Below are 16,005 nucleotides of genomic sequence, written 5' to 3' on the forward strand. Positions count from 1 at the left end.
GGGATGATGTCCGCCGACCGCTCACCACATTTCTGGAGCGCAAAATGTCACCGGTCTTAAGACTCCTTCTCCGGCGGCTCGGGATCTCTTTGATCGTTCTCGTGGGCGTCTCGATGCTGATCTTCGGCATCGCGCGCGTGATCCCCGGGGACCCGGCCCGCATCGCACTTGGACCCAACGCCACGGCCGAACAGATCGAGAAGCTGCGGACCGATCTGCACCTTGATGAGCCGATCTACGTTCAATACGGACAATTCCTCAAGGATCTGGCGCGCGGCGATCTGGGTGTTTCGCTTTACACCAACCGCCCCGTCACCACCGACATCGCGGAATTTCTGCCCGCCACGCTGGAACTGGTCATCGTCGCTGGCATCATGATGGTCGGTATCGGGCTGCCCCTGGGCATCTGGTCGGCACGGTTTCGCGGAAAGGCGGCGGATCACCTGATCCGGCTGTTATCCCTGCTTGGCGTGTCCGCGCCCAGCTTCGTGTGGGCGGTTATCCTGATGTTGCTGTTCGCCTATTTCCTTCCGATCTTCCCTATCGCGGGCCGCATCAGCGACGTCTACGAGATCCAGCGTCATACCGGGTTCCTGCTGATCGACACGCTGGTTGCAGGAAACTTCAAGGCTTTCGGCGATGCCGCCTGGCACATCATCCTGCCCGCCTTCGCCCTAGCCCTGTCCGGCATTGGTCAAGCCGCGCGCCTGACACGGGCGAACATGATCGAGACCTACGACAAGCCCTATATCGAGATGGCGCAGGCCTATGGCTTCAAAGCGCGCCGGATCGCGAACCGTTACGCCTTCAAACCGTCCCTGATCCCGTCGCTGACCGTCATCGGACTAGACTTCGCGGCCATGCTCGGCAACGCCTTTCTGGTTGAGGCCGTCTTCGCATGGCCGGGTCTGTCCCGGTACGGCGTCAACGTGATCCTGCGCAAGGATCTGAATGCGATCATCGGGACGGTCCTGATCATTTCGGCGACGTTCCTGATCGTGAACCTCATCGTTGATCTGTTGATCGCCTTTCTCAATCCACGCATTCGTTATTCGCAAAGGGGCGCCTCATGAAACGCACCCTGATGATCCTTCTCAAGAACCCATTGTCGCTTCTGGGTGTGATCCTCGTCACGCTGGTCGTGGTCTTGGCCGTTTTCGCCGACCTCATCGCACCTTTCCCCGAGCACAAGGGGTCCGTTGTCGACTTCGTGTACTTCAATCAACCACCAAACGCGCGCAACATCATGGGCACGGACCTTGTCGGCCGTGACCTGTTCAGCCGCATCATCTATGCCTATCGCATTTCGCTGATCCTCGGCGTGGTGGTTCTGGCCATCTCTGTTCCCATCGGTGTCGTGGTGGGGCTGATGGCAGGATATATCGGCGGCAAGGCCGATTTCGTGCTGATGCGCCTTACGGATATCTTCCTGTCCATCCCGCCGCTGGTCCTGGCGATCGCGATGATGGGCGTGTTGGAGCCCACGCTGTTCAACGCGATGCTCGCTGTCACGGCGATGTGGTGGCCGTGGTATGCGCGCCTTGTCTACAACGTCGCACGATCGGAACGGGAAGAAGGCTATGTGCTGGCCGCCGAGGTGATAGGTGCCTCAACCGCGCATATCGCATTTCGTGAAATCTTGCCGAACTGCCTGCCTGCAGTGCTGACCAAGATGACGCTGGATATGGGTTTCGTCATCATCATCGCCTCGTCTTTGTCCTTCCTTGGCCTTGGTGTCCAACCGCCCACTCCGGACTTGGGCTCCATGGTAGCCGAAGGGGCAAAGTACCTGCCCGACAGCTGGTGGCTGACCGTCTTCCCGGGCCTCGCCATCCTGGTTGCGGTGTTCGGTTTCAACCTCGTGGGCGACGCCCTGCGCGAAATCCTGGGGACCGAGCAATGAGCAACGTTCTGGATATTCGCAATCTCGAGCTCGGCTTCAAAGGTTATGTCGGTTTCACCAAGGTACTTCACGGCATTTCACTGTCCATCGCGAAAGGCGAACGTGTGGCGCTGGTCGGTGAATCGGGATCGGGCAAATCGGTCACGGCGCGGATCATCCTAGGGCTTCTGCAGGAACTGCGCGCCGCACGGATTACGGGTGAGCTGCATTTCAACGGCCAGGATCTGAACCATCTCAGTCGGCGCCAATGGCATGCGCTGCGCGGCACCGACATGTCCATGATCTTCCAGGACCCGACATCGTCGCTTAATCCCGTCTTCACCGTTGCCAACCAGTTCGCCGAAGTCTTGCGCCGTCGCGAGGAGAAACTGACGGACAGCGAGGCACGCGCCCGTGCAAGTGAATTGCTGGATTCCGTGCACATCCCGAACCCGGCACGGGTGCTCGATTCCTATCCGTTTCAGTTGTCGGGGGGTATGAACCAGCGTGTCGTGATCGCGATGGCACTGGCCAACCACCCCTCTTTGCTGATCGCCGACGAACCGGGGACCGCGCTGGATGTCACAGTGCAGGCGCAAACGCTGAAGCTGATGCGCGAAATGGTCGAAAGCAACGACACTGCGGTGCTGTTCATTTCGCACAACCTTGGTGTCGTGCGCGAATTTGCCGACCGGATCTACGTGATCTATCGCGGCAACATCGTCGAAGAGGGTCCGACCGAGGCCGTTTTCGCCAATCCCGGCCACGCGTACACGCGCGCGCTTATGTCTGCCGTTCCGCGCATTACCGGCGGCGGGATACCAGACATCGCCGATACGTCGGACGCCTTCCTTGATCCGTTGGTGAGCCATTCGGAGAACAAGTCATGATCCCGATCCTGTCACTCAAATCAGTCAACAAGACTTTTGGAAACGACGAACATGTCGTTCACGCCGCCCGAAATGTCAGCTTCGATGTCTCGGCAGGTGAATGCCTTGCCATCGTCGGTGAATCCGGGTCCGGCAAGACGACGCTTGCCAACATGATCCTTGGCATTTTCCCTCCGACGTCCGGGCAGATCGAATTCGAAGGCGCCGCACTGCCAGCCAAACGCAAGCTTGAGCACCGGCGCGCGATCCAGCTGGTTCAGCAAAACCCGCTGTCATCGCTGAACCCCAAGCGTACCGTCGGCGCATCCATCCGGCTTGGGCTGGACGTTTACGGCATCGGCAAGCCCGGCGAGCGCTGGAAGATGGTCGAAGCCGCGCTCGAAGAAGTAGGTCTGCCCGCCGAGTTCCGCAATCGCCCCCCTGCCGCACTTTCGGGTGGGCAACGTCAGCGTGTCGCCATCGCCAGGGCGTTGGCCTGCGATTCAAGGCTTGTCGTTCTGGACGAACCAACCTCGGCGCTCGATGTGCTTGTGCAGGCACGTGTTCTCAGGCTTCTGGATGACCTGCGCCGCAAGCGTGGCCTGACCTATCTATTCATTACCCATGATTTGTCGGTGGTGCGCAATATCGCCGACCGCGTGGCCGTGTTTCAATCCGGCGCGCTGGTGGAATGTGCCGCCACGCAAGACATTTTCGAGACCCCGCAGGAACCCTACACCCGCGACCTGATCGGTGCCGTGCCCGTCGTCGCGGACGAAGAAATCGCGCTACGGCGCACCCTTTCGATGGAGAGCAGCCAATGAACGACCTTGCGACCGCAGTCGCCACGTCCGGCAACCAACCCGAAGCGACCTTCAAGGCACTGGAAACCCTTGTGAACGACACCATCGGGGTGAAGCTTTTCACGATCATGGAACGCGACACGGATCGTGAAGTATCGTGGCGGTCCTATTCCAACATGCCTGACGCCTATCCGGTTACTGGCGAAAAGCCGTTTCACTACGATCGCTGGACCGATCAGGTTGTCGGTCGCGGAGAACCCTTCGTCGCCAATTCGGTCGAGGAATTCGCGGACGTCTTCTCCGATCACGAATATATCGCTGCTCTGGGCTGCGAATCCGTCCTGAACCTGCCCATCGTGATCGACGGCGAACTGAAAGGCACGCTGAACTGCCTGCATGATGCGGGGCACTACACCCCTGACCGTGTCGCCGCCGCACAATCGCTCAAACTGCCCGGCGCCATCGCGTTCCTGATGGCCGCCGCCACCCGAAACGAAGGAGAGAAGTAATGGTCAACATCACGCGACGCGTTGCCACCGATGTAGGTGGAACATTTACCGACCTGGTCTGCTTCGAAACCGATACCGACACGGGCGAATCCCGTATCATCACCGCCAAATCCGACACAACACCGCCTGATTTCGAAAACGGTGTGCTGAACGTATTGGACAAGGCAGGCGTCGACCCGGCGTCGGTTGATTTCCTTGCGCATGGCACGACAGTGGTGATCAACGCACTGACCGAGCGCAAGGGCGTCACCGTCGGGCTGATTACCACGGAAGGCTTCCGCGACACGCTGGAAATCGCGCGCGGCAACCGTCCCGACTTTTTCAACCTGCACTATGAAAAGCCGGAGCCGTTCGTGCCGCGCCATCTGCGCGCCGAACTGCCTGGGCGTGTCAGCTATACCGGGGACGAGGTCACGCCGCTTGACCTTTCGGGCCTTGCCAAGATCCTTGACCAGTTCAAGGCTGACGGCGTTCAGGCGGTAGCCATCAGCTTCCTGCATTCCTACACCAACACCGCGCATGAAGAAGCAGCGCTGGCGGAAGTGCAGCGTCTGTGGCCCGAGGTTTCGGTTGTTGCCTCGCACCAGATCACCCGGGAATGGCGCGAATACGAACGCACCAACACCGCAGTCCTGTCGGCTTACGTGCAACCCGTTGCCCAGAAATATCTGGGCAAGCTGAATGCAGGTCTGACGGGCAAGGGGTTCGACAAGAACCTCTATATCATGCAGTCGAATTGCGGTGTGGACTCGTTGGAAAAGACGTCGCAAACACCCATTACCATCGTTGAATCCGGACCCGCTTCGGGCTTCTGGGGGGCTGCGGAACTTGGCAAGCTGATCGGCGAGCCGAATGTTCTGGCGCTCGACATCGGGGGCACTACGGCAAAGTGTTCGCTGATCGAGAACGGTCAGGTCCGCATCATGACCGATTACTGGATCGAACGGTCGCGCAAATCTGCGGGTTACCCCATGATGGTGCCAGTCGTGGATCTGGTTGAAATCGGCAATGGCGGCGGCTCGATTGCCTGGGTCGACGATTTCGGAAAACTGCATGTGGGGCCGCAATCGGCTGGCGCGCTTCCGGGTCCGGCGGCCTATGGGAAAGGTGGTGACAAGGCCACCACGACGGACGCCAATCTCTGGCTTGGCCGCATAAACCGCGATTATTTCTGCGGTGGCGCGATCGACGCGGATATGGCGGCGACCGAAAAAGCCATGACCGAGTTGGCCGCAAATCTGGGGGTCAGCGCCGATGAAGCGGCCCAGGGTATCATCCGCATTGCCAACAACAACATGGTCAACGCGCTGAAACTGGTTTCGCTCAACCGTGGTCATGATCCGCGTGACTTCACGTTGGTGGCCTTCGGCGGTGGCGGCGCCATGCATGCCGTGGCGCTTGGCCAGGAGCTTCAGGTCAAGAAGGTTGTCGTGCCATCTGCGGCGTCGGTGTTTTCCGCCTGGGGCATGATGATGTCCGACCTGCGCCGGGACTTCTTTGTCACGCGCCTGATCGATCTGAACGCAGGCGGCGGTGCCGCCATTGAATCGCTTTTTGCCGAAACCGAGAAAGAGGCAAGTAGCACCTTCGAGGCCGAGGGGATATCCGGCGACAAGGTGAAATTCCTGCGCTACGGCAAGTTCCGCTATCAGAACCAGGAACACACCACCGAGGTTCTGCTAGACGGCCCCGTTACCGACGCGGCACTGGGCAAGATTGCGCAGGATTTCCATGAAACCTATGAGCGCGAATACACCTATCGTCTCGACGCGCCCGTGGAACTGGTCGGCATTCACCTGGTCGCGATGGCCGAGGTCGGCAAGCTGGAAATGAAGCCCGAAGAGCCGAAGGGCACTCCGGTATCCGAAGCAGTGAAAGGCGACCGCGAAGTCGACTACGCGCTCGAAGGCAAGCACGTTGCCACGATCTATGACGGTGAGAAGCTGGAACCGGGAATGAGCTTCAACGGCCCCGCCATCGTCGAAGATCCGGGCACCACCATCGTCATCCATCCGCGCAACACCGTGGAAATCGACGCCTACCGCAACATCCACATCACGCTCAATGCGGGAGAATGAGATGAGCGATCACGATCCGATCACGCTGGAAATCATCCAGAATTCGCTTCAGGCCGCCGCCGACGAGATGTTCGCCGCGATGCGCAAGACGGCGATGAGCTCGATCATCTACGAGGTGCTCGACATGGGCACCGGGATCACTGACGCGCAGGGCCGCATCGCCTCTTCCGGTGCGGGGATCCCGTCATTCGTCGGTGTACTCGACAAGGGTGTGCAGGCTTTGCTGCGCAAGTTCAACAAGCCGGGCGACATCAACCCCGGTGACGTTTTTATCACCAATGACCCTTATCACGGTGGCGTGACCCATCTGAATGATCTGGTCATCGCCATGCCGGTCTTTGTCGATGGGCAACTGATCGCCTGGACTGCCAATATCGCGCATAATTCCGATGTGGGCGGCATGGCCCCCGGATCGCTGACCGGCGAGGCGACCGAGATCTATCAAGAAGGCCTGCGCCTGCCCGCGGTGAAGATGGTCGAGGCGGGCGAGCCGATCCAGTCGGTCCTCGACATCATCACCACGAATTCGCGGATGCCTGATTTCCTTCTGGGCGACGTATGGGCGGCGATCGCATCGGTACGCATCGGCGCGAAACGCTTGTCTGAACTGGCAACGAAATATGGCACCGACACGTTCCTGGCCGCGATGGACAGTTTCATGGAATTCGGCCGCAAGACGGCGCTGGCCGAACTCAAGAAGCTGCCGAAAGGCACGTTCGAGTTGTCCGAGGAACAAGATGATGGTCGCGTCTACAATGTGAAGGTCACGATCACCGACGAGGAATTCATCGTCGACCTGCGGGACAACCCCGATCAGGACAAGGGACCGACCAACACCAGCCAGGACGGCACGATGATCTGCGCCCAGATGGTGTTCAAGTCACTCACCGATCCGGACACACCTGCCAATGACGGCTCGTTCCGCCCGCTGAAGGTTCTTACGCGCGAAGGCTCGGTCTTTCACGCAAAGGAACCATCTGCCATCGGGTTCTACTTCGAAACGGAAGTCCGCGTTTACGACCTGATCTGGCGATGCCTTGCGCCGCATGTGGCTGAGCGCCTGCCTGCCGGCCATTTCGCGTCGATCTGCGGGACATTCATTGGCGGCATCCATCCCGATACCGGTCGGCAATACACCATCATCGAACCCCAGATTGGCGGATGGGGCGCATGGGAAGGTCGTGACGGAAACAGCTGTATTTTCTCCGGTTTTCATGGAGAAACCTACAACACGCCCGCAGAGATATCGGAAGCCCGCAATGGCCTGATCGTCGACCGGATGGAACTGAACACCGAACCGGGCGGTGAAGGGCAGTTCATTGGTGGCCGAGGGCTGAAACTGGAATACCGGATAAGAACCGATAACGGCTTTTTGACGGCCGGCTACACGCGCGCAAGGATCAAGCCGTGGTCGCTGAATGGCGGCGAAGAAGGCTCCGGCAACTATGTCGAGGTGATCCGCAAGTCAGGCGAGACCGAGAAATATTCCTTCGTCTCGGAATTGGCGGTGAATACCGATGACGTCATCCGCATCGTTACGTCAAGCGGGGCGGGGTATGGCGATCCCAAGCGACGTGACCCGGCTGCCGTGAAACAGGATCTTCGCGCCGGATTACTCACGCCGGAACGGGCTGCCGAAATCTACGGCACGTCGGAATAAGTGATGCGCGAGCCGTGAAATACGCATCCTGATCCGACACGGGCAGAAGATACCGCGGCTTGCGGACACTATCGCGGAGCCGTGCCATCCAATTGACAGACAGCCGCGGCGCCCGCGATGCGGCACTGCGGTTAACAAGACACGTCGCCTGACAGGAGGAAGACAAATGAACAGACTAGATATGCTGCGCGAACGCATGGCCGCCGAAAGCGTCGATCTCGTCGCCATCGGGCCGGGGGCGCATATGGATTGGCTGCTGGGATTCCACCCCCACCCGGATGAGCGCCCCTGCCTAGCCTGCGTGTCAGCTACGGGTGCCGCCTTCCTGATGCCCGCGCTGAATGCAGAAGGCACGCGCGCCCAGACCGATCTGCCTTTTTTCAACTGGACGGATGCCGAAGGTCCCGTGAGCGCCTTCAATGACCTTCTGGTATCGCTGAACGCGGCGGATGCGCAACGGATCGCGCTTGACGAAACGATGCGTGCGGATTTCGCCGCCCTGGTTCAGGATGCGTTGCCCCACGCCGCGCGGGAGTTTTCCGCCACGACCATCGGCGCATTACGGATGCGCAAGGACGCGGCTGAATTCGATGTTCTCAAGCGCAATGCCCTGATCGCCGACAAGGCGATGCGTGCGGGCTGGGCCGCGATGAAGCCCGGCATGACAGAGCTCGAGGTCGCACAGATCATTCGCGCCGAGTTCACCGCGCAAGGCGCCAAGCCGCTCTTTTCCATCGTCGGAACCGGTGGAAACGGCGCATTTCCTCATCACCAGACCGGCGACACGGTGCTCAAGGACGGCGATTCCGTTGTCATGGATATCGGCGGCGGCATGGATAGCTATAGCTATTCCAGCGACATGACGCGCATGGCCGTTCTGGGGACGCCCCCGGTAGGGTATGAAGAGGTGCACGCCATCGTGGAAGCCGCCGTGCAGGCGGCAATGAAAGCGGCACGTCCTGGTGTCAAGGCACACGAAGTGGACGACGCAGCGCGTGGTGTAATTACCGAGGCTGGCTATGGCGAATACTTCGTTCACCGCACGGGCCACGGGATGGGCGTCGAAGTGCACGAACAGCCCTATCTGACCTCCGTGTCGCAGACGATCCTTGAAGAAGGTATGGTGTTCTCCATCGAACCCGGGATCTACATTCCGGGCCGGTTTGGAATTCGCCTTGAAGACATCGTGATCCTGCGAAGCGACGGGCCGGAAATCCTGTCCGAATTGCCCCGTGACCTGAAGGTGATCTGACATGACCCATGACCCGTTCACGTTGACCGTCATCCAGGCGTCGTTGGGCGCCGCTGCGGAAGAAATGTTCGCCGTCCTCGCCAAGACCGCGATGAGCCCGATCATCTACGAAGTGCTCGATGTCGGGACCGGCGTGACGGATGGCGAAGGAAATCTCGTCAGCTCCGGTGCGGGGATCCCGACCTTCGTCGGGGTTCTCGACAAGGCCGTGCGTCGCATCATCGAAATCCACCGGGACAACATCCATGAAGGCGACGTATTCATCACCAACGATCCGAATTTCGGCGGCGTGACTCATCTCAACGATGTTGTGATCGCCAAGCCGGTGTTCTTCGAGGACAAGTGCATGGCGTGGACCGCGTCGATCGCCCATTGGGGCGACATCGGAGGCAAGGTTCCCGGATCCATGGCAACCGACGTCACCGAAATCTTCGCCGAAGGGCTGCGCCTGCCTGCGGTAAAGCTTTTTGCGAAGGGTCGGAAGCTTCAACCGGTTTTCGACATTATCGAGTCGAACTCGCGCCTTCCCGATTTTGTGCGCGGCGATCTGTGGGCACAGGTTGCCGCCAGCAACAAGGCCGAAAGCCAGATCATCCACCTGCTACGTGCCCACGGCCCAGAGCTGTTCCAGGACGCCATCGAAAATGCCCTGGAAGAAGGCGAGGCGCGTGCGCGCAAGGGGCTGGCCAAACTGCCCAAGGGAAGCTTCGAGATAACGGAAAAGCAGGATGACGGGAGCGACTGGCACGCTACCATCACCATTTCCGACGACACCTTCCTGGTCGATCTGCGCGGCAACCCCGATCAGAAGGCCGCCCCCTACAACACCAGCCGCGATGGCGCTGTGATCTCTTGCCAGATGATCTTCAAGGCTCTCTGCGATCCTGACCGTTATGCCAATTCCGGGTCGTTTGTACCGCTGGAGGTCCTGACCGATCACGGCACCGTTTTCGACGCTGGCGAGACCGCAGCGCAGGGTTACTACTTTGAAACCCGAATCCGGCTGTTCGATATGCTGTGGCAATGCATGGCGCATGCTTTGCCGGACCGCCTGCCGATGGGGCATTTCGCATCCATCTGTGGAACGGTCATCGCAGGACAGCACCCCGATACCGGACGTCGTTACACGATGGTGGAACCACAAATGGGCGGATGGGGTGCAACTGCGGATCGCGATGGCCTCGACGCCATGTATTCCAGCAATCATGGCGATACCTTCAATTGCCCGGTCGAAATCTGCGAAGCCCGCTACGGAATCGACGTTCTGCACAAGCGTTTGCGCGAGCGATCCGACAGCGTGGCGGTTCACAAGGGCGGTCGCGGCGTATCCATACGCTATCGCATGCGTGATGACGCGATCCTGTCAGCAGGTTACAGCCGTGCAAAGGTCCCGGTATGGCCGGCTACCGAAGCCACGACGCAAAACACCAACGCGCTGACCGTCAATCACCCGGATGGCAGTTCCGAGCGCCGCGACTTTGTCAGCGGTTACAAGCTGCGGGCCGGGGATGAAGTCTGGGTCGAAACAGCCAATGGCGGCGACTACGGCTGAGCGGCACTCGAAACACCGAAGTGTAGTGGGTTGAGGAGACGATGTTGCGCAAAGCGACCCGCAGGGTGAGTTGGCCCTTTCCTGTTTGGGCCACAACATACCGATACGCGGTTCTTCAGGGACCGATGCGCGACCGGATCCGACAGATCATCCGGCAGAGCTGCGACGAAATGGGTGTCCATATCGTGCGCGGGGGTGCTGGCGCGAGATCATATCCATATGTTTCTGCCGTTCCCGCCGAAGCTCGCGCTGTCGGACGTCATGCAGCGGATCAAGGGCCGGTCGTCGCGTCGCATCCAGATGGAGATTCCCGAATTGCGCAAGCGCTACTGGGGCAGGCGGTTCTGGGCGCGCGGATACTTCTCGACCACCTCGGGCAATGTGACCGACGAGGTCATCCTGCAGTATCTGGAATTACATTCTGCCAAATGATGCCACCGGCGTCAGCGGGTGTGTCGTTGACTGTGCTGCTTATACACGAACTTGTATAATCTAGAAATATGCATCATATGGTATAAACATAGAATATACACGATTTGGCATAAGCCAAGATATGCATGGAAGTGAAGAATGCCCAGCGAACCGGACATGGTCTTGCGCCCACAACGCACTCGCTCCGCCCCCGAGCTTGCCGAAGCGTTGCGGCACGCCCGAAAGGTGCGCGGCCTGACCCAGACCGCGCTTGCGAAGGTTGCCGGAATACGGGCTCATCATATCTCGCGGATCGAGTCAGGTGCGGTCAAGCCCAACATAGATACGCTTTTCGTACTGTTGTCGGCCCTCGGCCTCGACCTGACCCTCAGCGCGCGTGACAGCGGTCCCGGTGATCCGGACAAGGGGATCGAGGACATCTTCTGATGGGACGCAGACCGAAACATGCCGGCCTGGCCGTCTACGTGAATGGCAGGCGCTGTGGTCTCCTGCTAAGACAAGCTGACGGGGCAACGTTCTTTCGGTACGACGGGAGCTGGCTCGATTGGGAGAACGTTTTTCCGGTTTCCCTATCCTTGCCGTTGCGACCCGAGCTTCAGAGTGGTCCGCAGGTTTTAGCGGTTTTCGACAACCTCTTGCCGGACAACGAAGGACTGCGACGGACGGTAGCAGAGCGTATGGGTGCGCACGGCACCGATCCATATTCGCTGCTGGCCGTCATCGGCCGCGACTGCGTCGGCGCGCTCCAGTTCGTGCCGGAGGGAGCCGATCCGGGCGACCCGTTCGCAATCGAAAGCGAGCCCGCCGACGATGACCGTATCCGCAACATCCTCGCCAATCTGGACCGCAACCCGCTCGGACTCGGAGACGATCAAGCCTTCCGCGTTTCTGTTGCGGGCGCTCAGGAAAAGACGGCGCTGTTACGCCTGGACGGGGACTGGCACATCCCGCACGGGCTGACGGCGACCACCCATATATTCAAGACACGGATGGGCCGCCTGCAGCACGGCATCGACATGTCGACGAGCCTCGAGAACGAATTTCTTTGCCTGCGTGTCGCCCGCGCTTTCGGGTTCGATGTGAACGAGGCCTGGATTGAGAGCTTCGGGGATGTCGATGCGCTCGTTGTGGAGCGGTTCGACAGGGTCACATCCCGAGGACGACGTTTGCGCCTGCCGCAGGAGGATTTCTGCCAGGCACTCGGCGTGGCCTCGTCGCTGAAATACGAGCAGGAGGGCGGTCCGGGCATCTCGGACTGTCTTGACCTGCTGCTCGGATCATCGCAGGCGGGCAAAGATCGAGAAACCTTCTTTGCAGCCCAGCTTCTCTGATGCTTGGCGCAACCGATGGTCACGCGAAGAATTTCTCGTTCTTTCTTGGGCCGGGGGGTTACAGGATGACGCCGCTTTACGACATTCTCAGCGCCGATCCCGCGCTCGAAGCCAACCAGATCCGTCGTCAGCAGATGCAGCTGGCCATGGCGGTCCGGGGTCGGAATAGGCATTACCGGATCGACCAGGTTCATCCGCGGCATTTTGCCGAGACTGCCGCGCGCTTCCGGACTCGGCGATACGCTGATCGAGAGCGTCTTCGCGCGGTTTCGGGAGGTCGGCGTGCAGGCCTTTGATCGTGTTGCCGAAGAGCTGCCGCCCGACTTCCCGGAGGAGGTCAGACAGGCCGTGCTCGCGAATGCCGCCCGGCGCTATCAGGCTATCGCTGACCACGATCCCGGGAGATGACGCACAGCCGGGCGATCCGGCTGCCGAAAGGGAGACGGCCCGGGTGCCCGAGTATGCCTTTGTGAAGTGGTGGAAAACTCCCGCCACGCGGATCAATAGAACGCGGCTGCAATTTCGACGATGATACGCGTTTCCGTCCGCGTATCATCGTTCGATCTGAGATCAAACGTCAAACCGTTGACGTCCATCCCGAAGTGGCGCTCGGGTTCGAAATACCAGTGCTCTGTGTTGTCAATGCCGTTGGTCCAGTCCTTTGCCAAGGCCGCATGTGCATATTCAATTTTGCGCGTCAGTTGGTCCATGTCGACCACATTGGGCGCTGGAAACCCTGCCATGTTGGCACCGCTTTTGTCGATCAAGACCTTCCCGGGCGCGCCGTTCGTCTCAATCCTGCGGTTGCAGAAACGCCGAACTGCTGCGGTGTCATGACGTTCTGACAACATGAAATCAACGGTATCGCCATGCTTGTCGACGGCACGGTACATGTAGCACCAGCGTCCCTTCACTTTGAGTTAGGTTTCATCCATCCGCCAGGAACTGATTATTTGGCGTTTACGCCGTTGTGCCTGCCGCGCAATTTGCGGGACGCCTTTCACGCCCCATCAGTTCAGCGTGGCGTGGAAAACAGGCACACCGCGTTCAACCAGGATAATCTCGAGTTCCTGATACGACACCGCGAAGTGCACGTAGAAGAACACCGCGTACAGGGTCACTGACCTGGGATAATGCGCTCCTATGAACGTGATCATTTGACGATATCCCTGCGGGTTCAGGTTCGCAGCTGCTGCCCGATATGATCAGTCGATCGCAACTACGAAAGCATCGCAACTCAAATCCAGCCTAGATTCTTGCGATAGAGCCGAATATCGTCGTCAGTCGATCTTGACGACGACGCTGCTGATCGTACCGGTGAATCGGGTGTCGTCCCGCCCGATGCCGATGCCCTCGACGACGGGCGTCTGGTTGTCCAGGCCGACATCGGCTGTCTCGTCCGCCGAGAAGACCAGCGGCTGGGTCTTCCCGATCCGCCCCGACGCCACCGCGTCGCCGTTGACGAAGAGCGTGGCGAGGCCGCCCTTGCCGAGGCCATCGCCGTCATAGGCGAAGTCGAGAACGATCTGGGTCTCTCCGGCCGGCAGCGGGTCGGGCGCCTCGACGCTGAACCGCTCAAGCCCGAGCCAGTTGTAGGCGTAGACCGGCCGTCCCTCGTCCATGTACAGCGACCAGCCGCCGAAGCGGCCGCCTTGGGCGAGGATGACGCCGTCGGCGCCGCCTTCGGGGATGTCGACATCGGCCGTGATGCTCAAGGACGCATTCTTGACGTTGATGAACGTGTTCTCGAGCATTCCGTCCATCCCCGGATAAAGCGTGAGGGACGTCCGACCGGCCATCACATCGGGACGACCGGCCAGCGCGGGGTTGACCCGTTCCACGACGCGATCGTCGATCGGCAGGACATGGTGCTTCCGCGCTTCCTCCATGAACACGTCCTTGAGCTCCTCGAGCTTCCTCGGGTGGTCGGCGGACAGGTCGTGGGCGAGGCTGAAATCGTTTCGGGTGTCGAACAGCTCCCAGGTGTCCTCGGCCAGAGGCTTCTGCTCGCCGGTCTGCCAAGGTGCGCGGTGGATGGTTCTCGCGAACCAGCCGTCGCGGTAGATCGCGCGGTTCCCGAAGATCTCGAAGTACTGGGTCGTGTGCCGCTCCGGCGCCGCCGCATCGTTGAAGGCGTAGAAAAAGCTCGTCCCTTCCATCGGGATTTGCGGGGTTCCGTTGACGACCCTGGGCTCCGGCAGCCCGGCTGCCTCCAGAATGGTCGGCGCGACGTCGATCACGTGCGAGAACTGCCTGCGGACGCCGGGGCCGTCGAGGCCCTCCGGCCAGTGCACCACCATTCCGTTCCGCGTGCCTCCGAAGTCGGACGCGACCTGCTTGGCCCAGCCGAACGGACTGTCGAAGGCGATGGCCCAGCCCGCCGCCATGTGCGGAAACGTGAACGGACCGCCCCACTCGTCGATCCGGGGAAGAAGGTCGTCAACGCTCTCGGTCACCTGGTTGAAGTAGGTCATCTCATTGAACATGCCGACGAATCCGCCCTCGGCGCTCGTGCCGTTGTCGCCCGCAATGTAGAAGATCAGCGTGTTGTCGAGTTCGCCGATCCCGTCGAGCGCGTCGACCACCCGCCCGATCTGATCGTCGGTGTGGGAGAGGAAGCCGGCGAAGACCTCCGCCTGACGCGTGAAGAGCCGCCGAGAGTCTTCGTCAAGCGTGTCCCAGGCTGCGAGGTCTTCGGGGCGGGGCGGCAGGTCCGTCCCCTCGGGGACGATCCCCGCATCGATCTGCCGTGCGAGCGTCTCCTCCCGAACCGCATCCCAGCCCTGGTCGAACTTGCCGGCGTAGCGGTCGGCCCAGGCCTTGGGAACGTGGTGCGGCGCATGGACCGCGCCGGTGGCGAAATACATGAAGAACGGCTTCTCCGGGGTCAGCGACTGCTGCGCCTTCATCCACTGTATCGCCTGGTTCGTCATGTCGACTGTGAAGTGATAGCCCTCGAAATCGGGCGGGGTCACCTTCGTCACGCCGTCATAGACCAGCGGATACCACTGGTCCGTTTCGCCCCCGATGAATCCATAGAACTTGTCGAAACCCTGGTGTGTCGGCCAGCGGTCGAACGGCCCAGACACGCTCGTCTCCCAAGCCGCCGTCTCGTGCCACTTGCCGAACGCGCCCGTGCTGTAGCCGTTCAGCCTCAGCATCTCGGCGAGGGGAGCCACGCTGTTCGGTACCTGACCGGTATTGCCAGGGAAGGCCGTTGCCGTCTCCATGATCGAGCCGGTGTTGGTCGTGTGGTGGTTGCGGCCCGTTTTGAGCGCGTTGCGCGTTGGTGAGCAGAGCGCGGTCGTGTGGAAGTTGACGAACTGCAACCCTTCTGCCGCCAGCGCGTCGAGCGTAGGTGTTTCGATAGGACCGCCGAACGTGCTCGGCCCCCCGAACCCGATGTCATCGATCAGGATGATGACGATGTTGGGCGCGTCCTCCGGAGCGGTTACCTCGAAGCGCGGTGGCGGCGTAGCGTCGCGCGCGTCCAGGATGTCATAGGTCGGTCGCTCCGGCGCGAGAACCGGCAGGATCGTCCGGTTGAAGGTGTCCTGCTGCGCGTTGGCACCCTCGCCGCCCAGACCGGCGACGCAAACCAGGCACACGGCGCTTGCAAGCCAGTACCTCATAACGA

Annotated in this window: 11 protein-coding genes and 3 pseudogenes; 12 read left to right on the top strand and 2 right to left on the bottom strand. The window is 60.5% G+C overall.

Translation table 11 applies throughout. From position 1 onward, the window contains the following. Positions 1-44 precede the first annotated feature (44 nt). The 12 genes and pseudogenes from FPZ52_RS12090 (at position 45) to FPZ52_RS12145 (ending at position 12,776) form a co-directional block, all read left to right on the top strand. Complete coding sequence (locus FPZ52_RS12090; protein WP_146365865.1) at positions 45-1,073, top strand: ABC transporter permease; 1,029 nt, start codon at positions 45-47, stop codon at positions 1,071-1,073. After that, positions 1,070-1,903: an ABC transporter permease gene (locus FPZ52_RS12095; RefSeq protein ID WP_146365866.1), complete on the top strand. Its 834-nt coding sequence runs from the start codon at positions 1,070-1,072 to the stop codon at positions 1,901-1,903. Before FPZ52_RS12090 ends, FPZ52_RS12095 begins: the two co-directional genes overlap by 4 nt. Continuing rightward, complete coding sequence (locus FPZ52_RS12100) at positions 1,900-2,772, top strand: ABC transporter ATP-binding protein (RefSeq protein ID WP_146365867.1); 873 nt, start codon at positions 1,900-1,902, stop codon at positions 2,770-2,772. Before FPZ52_RS12095 ends, FPZ52_RS12100 begins: the two co-directional genes overlap by 4 nt. Then, positions 2,769-3,575, top strand: coding sequence for an ABC transporter ATP-binding protein (locus FPZ52_RS12105; RefSeq protein ID WP_146365868.1), 807 nt, complete (start codon positions 2,769-2,771; stop codon positions 3,573-3,575). The genes FPZ52_RS12100 and FPZ52_RS12105 overlap by 4 nt, the downstream gene beginning before the upstream one ends. Next, complete coding sequence (locus FPZ52_RS12110) at positions 3,572-4,063, top strand: GAF domain-containing protein (RefSeq protein ID WP_146365869.1); 492 nt, start codon at positions 3,572-3,574, stop codon at positions 4,061-4,063. Before FPZ52_RS12105 ends, FPZ52_RS12110 begins: the two co-directional genes overlap by 4 nt. Then, a complete protein-coding gene (locus FPZ52_RS12115; RefSeq protein WP_146365870.1) occupies positions 4,063-6,141 on the top strand; it encodes a hydantoinase/oxoprolinase family protein in 2,079 nt (692 codons plus the stop codon). Before FPZ52_RS12110 ends, FPZ52_RS12115 begins: the two co-directional genes overlap by 1 nt. A gap of 1 nt (position 6,142) precedes the next feature. Further along, positions 6,143-7,801, top strand: a complete 1,659-nt coding sequence (locus tag FPZ52_RS12120; RefSeq protein WP_146365871.1) for a hydantoinase B/oxoprolinase family protein — start codon at positions 6,143-6,145, stop codon at positions 7,799-7,801. Between the two features lie 166 nt (positions 7,802-7,967). After that, a complete protein-coding gene (locus FPZ52_RS12125) occupies positions 7,968-9,053 on the top strand; it encodes a M24 family metallopeptidase (RefSeq protein WP_146365872.1) in 1,086 nt (361 codons plus the stop codon). A 1-nt stretch (position 9,054) separates the two neighbouring features. Then, positions 9,055-10,605 carry a hydantoinase B/oxoprolinase family protein gene (locus tag FPZ52_RS12130; RefSeq protein WP_146365873.1) on the top strand — a complete coding sequence of 517 codons (1,551 nt, stop codon included), beginning with the start codon at positions 9,055-9,057 and terminating at the stop codon, positions 10,603-10,605. A gap of 41 nt (positions 10,606-10,646) precedes the next feature. Then, a pseudogene (gene tnpA / locus FPZ52_RS12135) lies at positions 10,647-11,037 on the top strand (IS200/IS605 family transposase). A 138-nt stretch (positions 11,038-11,175) separates the two neighbouring features. Further along, positions 11,176-11,463, top strand: coding sequence for a helix-turn-helix domain-containing protein (locus tag FPZ52_RS12140; protein ID WP_146365874.1), 288 nt, complete (start codon positions 11,176-11,178; stop codon positions 11,461-11,463). Continuing rightward, a pseudogene (locus FPZ52_RS12145) lies at positions 11,463-12,776 on the top strand (type II toxin-antitoxin system HipA family toxin). Before FPZ52_RS12140 ends, FPZ52_RS12145 begins: the two are co-directional and overlap by 1 nt. Positions 12,777-13,081: 305 nt before the next feature. Here the strand turns inward: FPZ52_RS12145 and FPZ52_RS19245 are convergent. Then, a pseudogene (locus tag FPZ52_RS19245) lies at positions 13,082-13,525 on the bottom strand (IS6 family transposase); the annotation flags it as partial. A 123-nt stretch (positions 13,526-13,648) separates the two neighbouring features. Continuing rightward, a complete protein-coding gene (locus FPZ52_RS12160) occupies positions 13,649-16,000 on the bottom strand; it encodes an arylsulfatase (RefSeq protein ID WP_146365877.1) in 2,352 nt (783 codons plus the stop codon). Between the last annotated feature and the right edge of the window lie 5 nt (positions 16,001-16,005).

The organism is Qingshengfaniella alkalisoli (assembly GCF_007855645.1).
In the GTDB taxonomy this organism is placed as follows: Bacteria; Pseudomonadota; Alphaproteobacteria; order Rhodobacterales; family Rhodobacteraceae; genus Qingshengfaniella; species Qingshengfaniella alkalisoli.

What these genes read in the sequence shown, in the direction of transcription:
- FPZ52_RS12110 (WP_146365869.1), top strand. Translation starts at nt 3,572, where the DNA reads ATGAACGACCTTGCGACCGCAGTCGCCACGTCCGGCAACCAACCCGAA.
- FPZ52_RS12130 (WP_146365873.1), top strand. Translation starts at nt 9,055, where the DNA reads ATGACCCATGACCCGTTCACGTTGACCGTCATCCAGGCGTCGTTGGGC.
- FPZ52_RS12115 (WP_146365870.1), top strand. Translation starts at nt 4,063, where the DNA reads ATGGTCAACATCACGCGACGCGTTGCCACCGATGTAGGTGGAACATTT.
- FPZ52_RS12140 (WP_146365874.1), top strand. Translation starts at nt 11,176, where the DNA reads ATGCCCAGCGAACCGGACATGGTCTTGCGCCCACAACGCACTCGCTCC.
- FPZ52_RS12090 (WP_146365865.1), top strand. Translation starts at nt 45, where the DNA reads ATGTCACCGGTCTTAAGACTCCTTCTCCGGCGGCTCGGGATCTCTTTG.
- FPZ52_RS12125 (WP_146365872.1), top strand. Translation starts at nt 7,968, where the DNA reads ATGAACAGACTAGATATGCTGCGCGAACGCATGGCCGCCGAAAGCGTC.
- FPZ52_RS12120 (WP_146365871.1), top strand. Translation starts at nt 6,143, where the DNA reads ATGAGCGATCACGATCCGATCACGCTGGAAATCATCCAGAATTCGCTT.
- FPZ52_RS12160 (WP_146365877.1), bottom strand. Translation starts at nt 16,000, where the DNA reads ATGAGGTACTGGCTTGCAAGCGCCGTGTGCCTGGTTTGCGTCGCCGGT.
- FPZ52_RS12100 (WP_146365867.1), top strand. Translation starts at nt 1,900, where the DNA reads ATGAGCAACGTTCTGGATATTCGCAATCTCGAGCTCGGCTTCAAAGGT.
- FPZ52_RS12095 (WP_146365866.1), top strand. Translation starts at nt 1,070, where the DNA reads ATGAAACGCACCCTGATGATCCTTCTCAAGAACCCATTGTCGCTTCTG.
- FPZ52_RS12105 (WP_146365868.1), top strand. Translation starts at nt 2,769, where the DNA reads ATGATCCCGATCCTGTCACTCAAATCAGTCAACAAGACTTTTGGAAAC.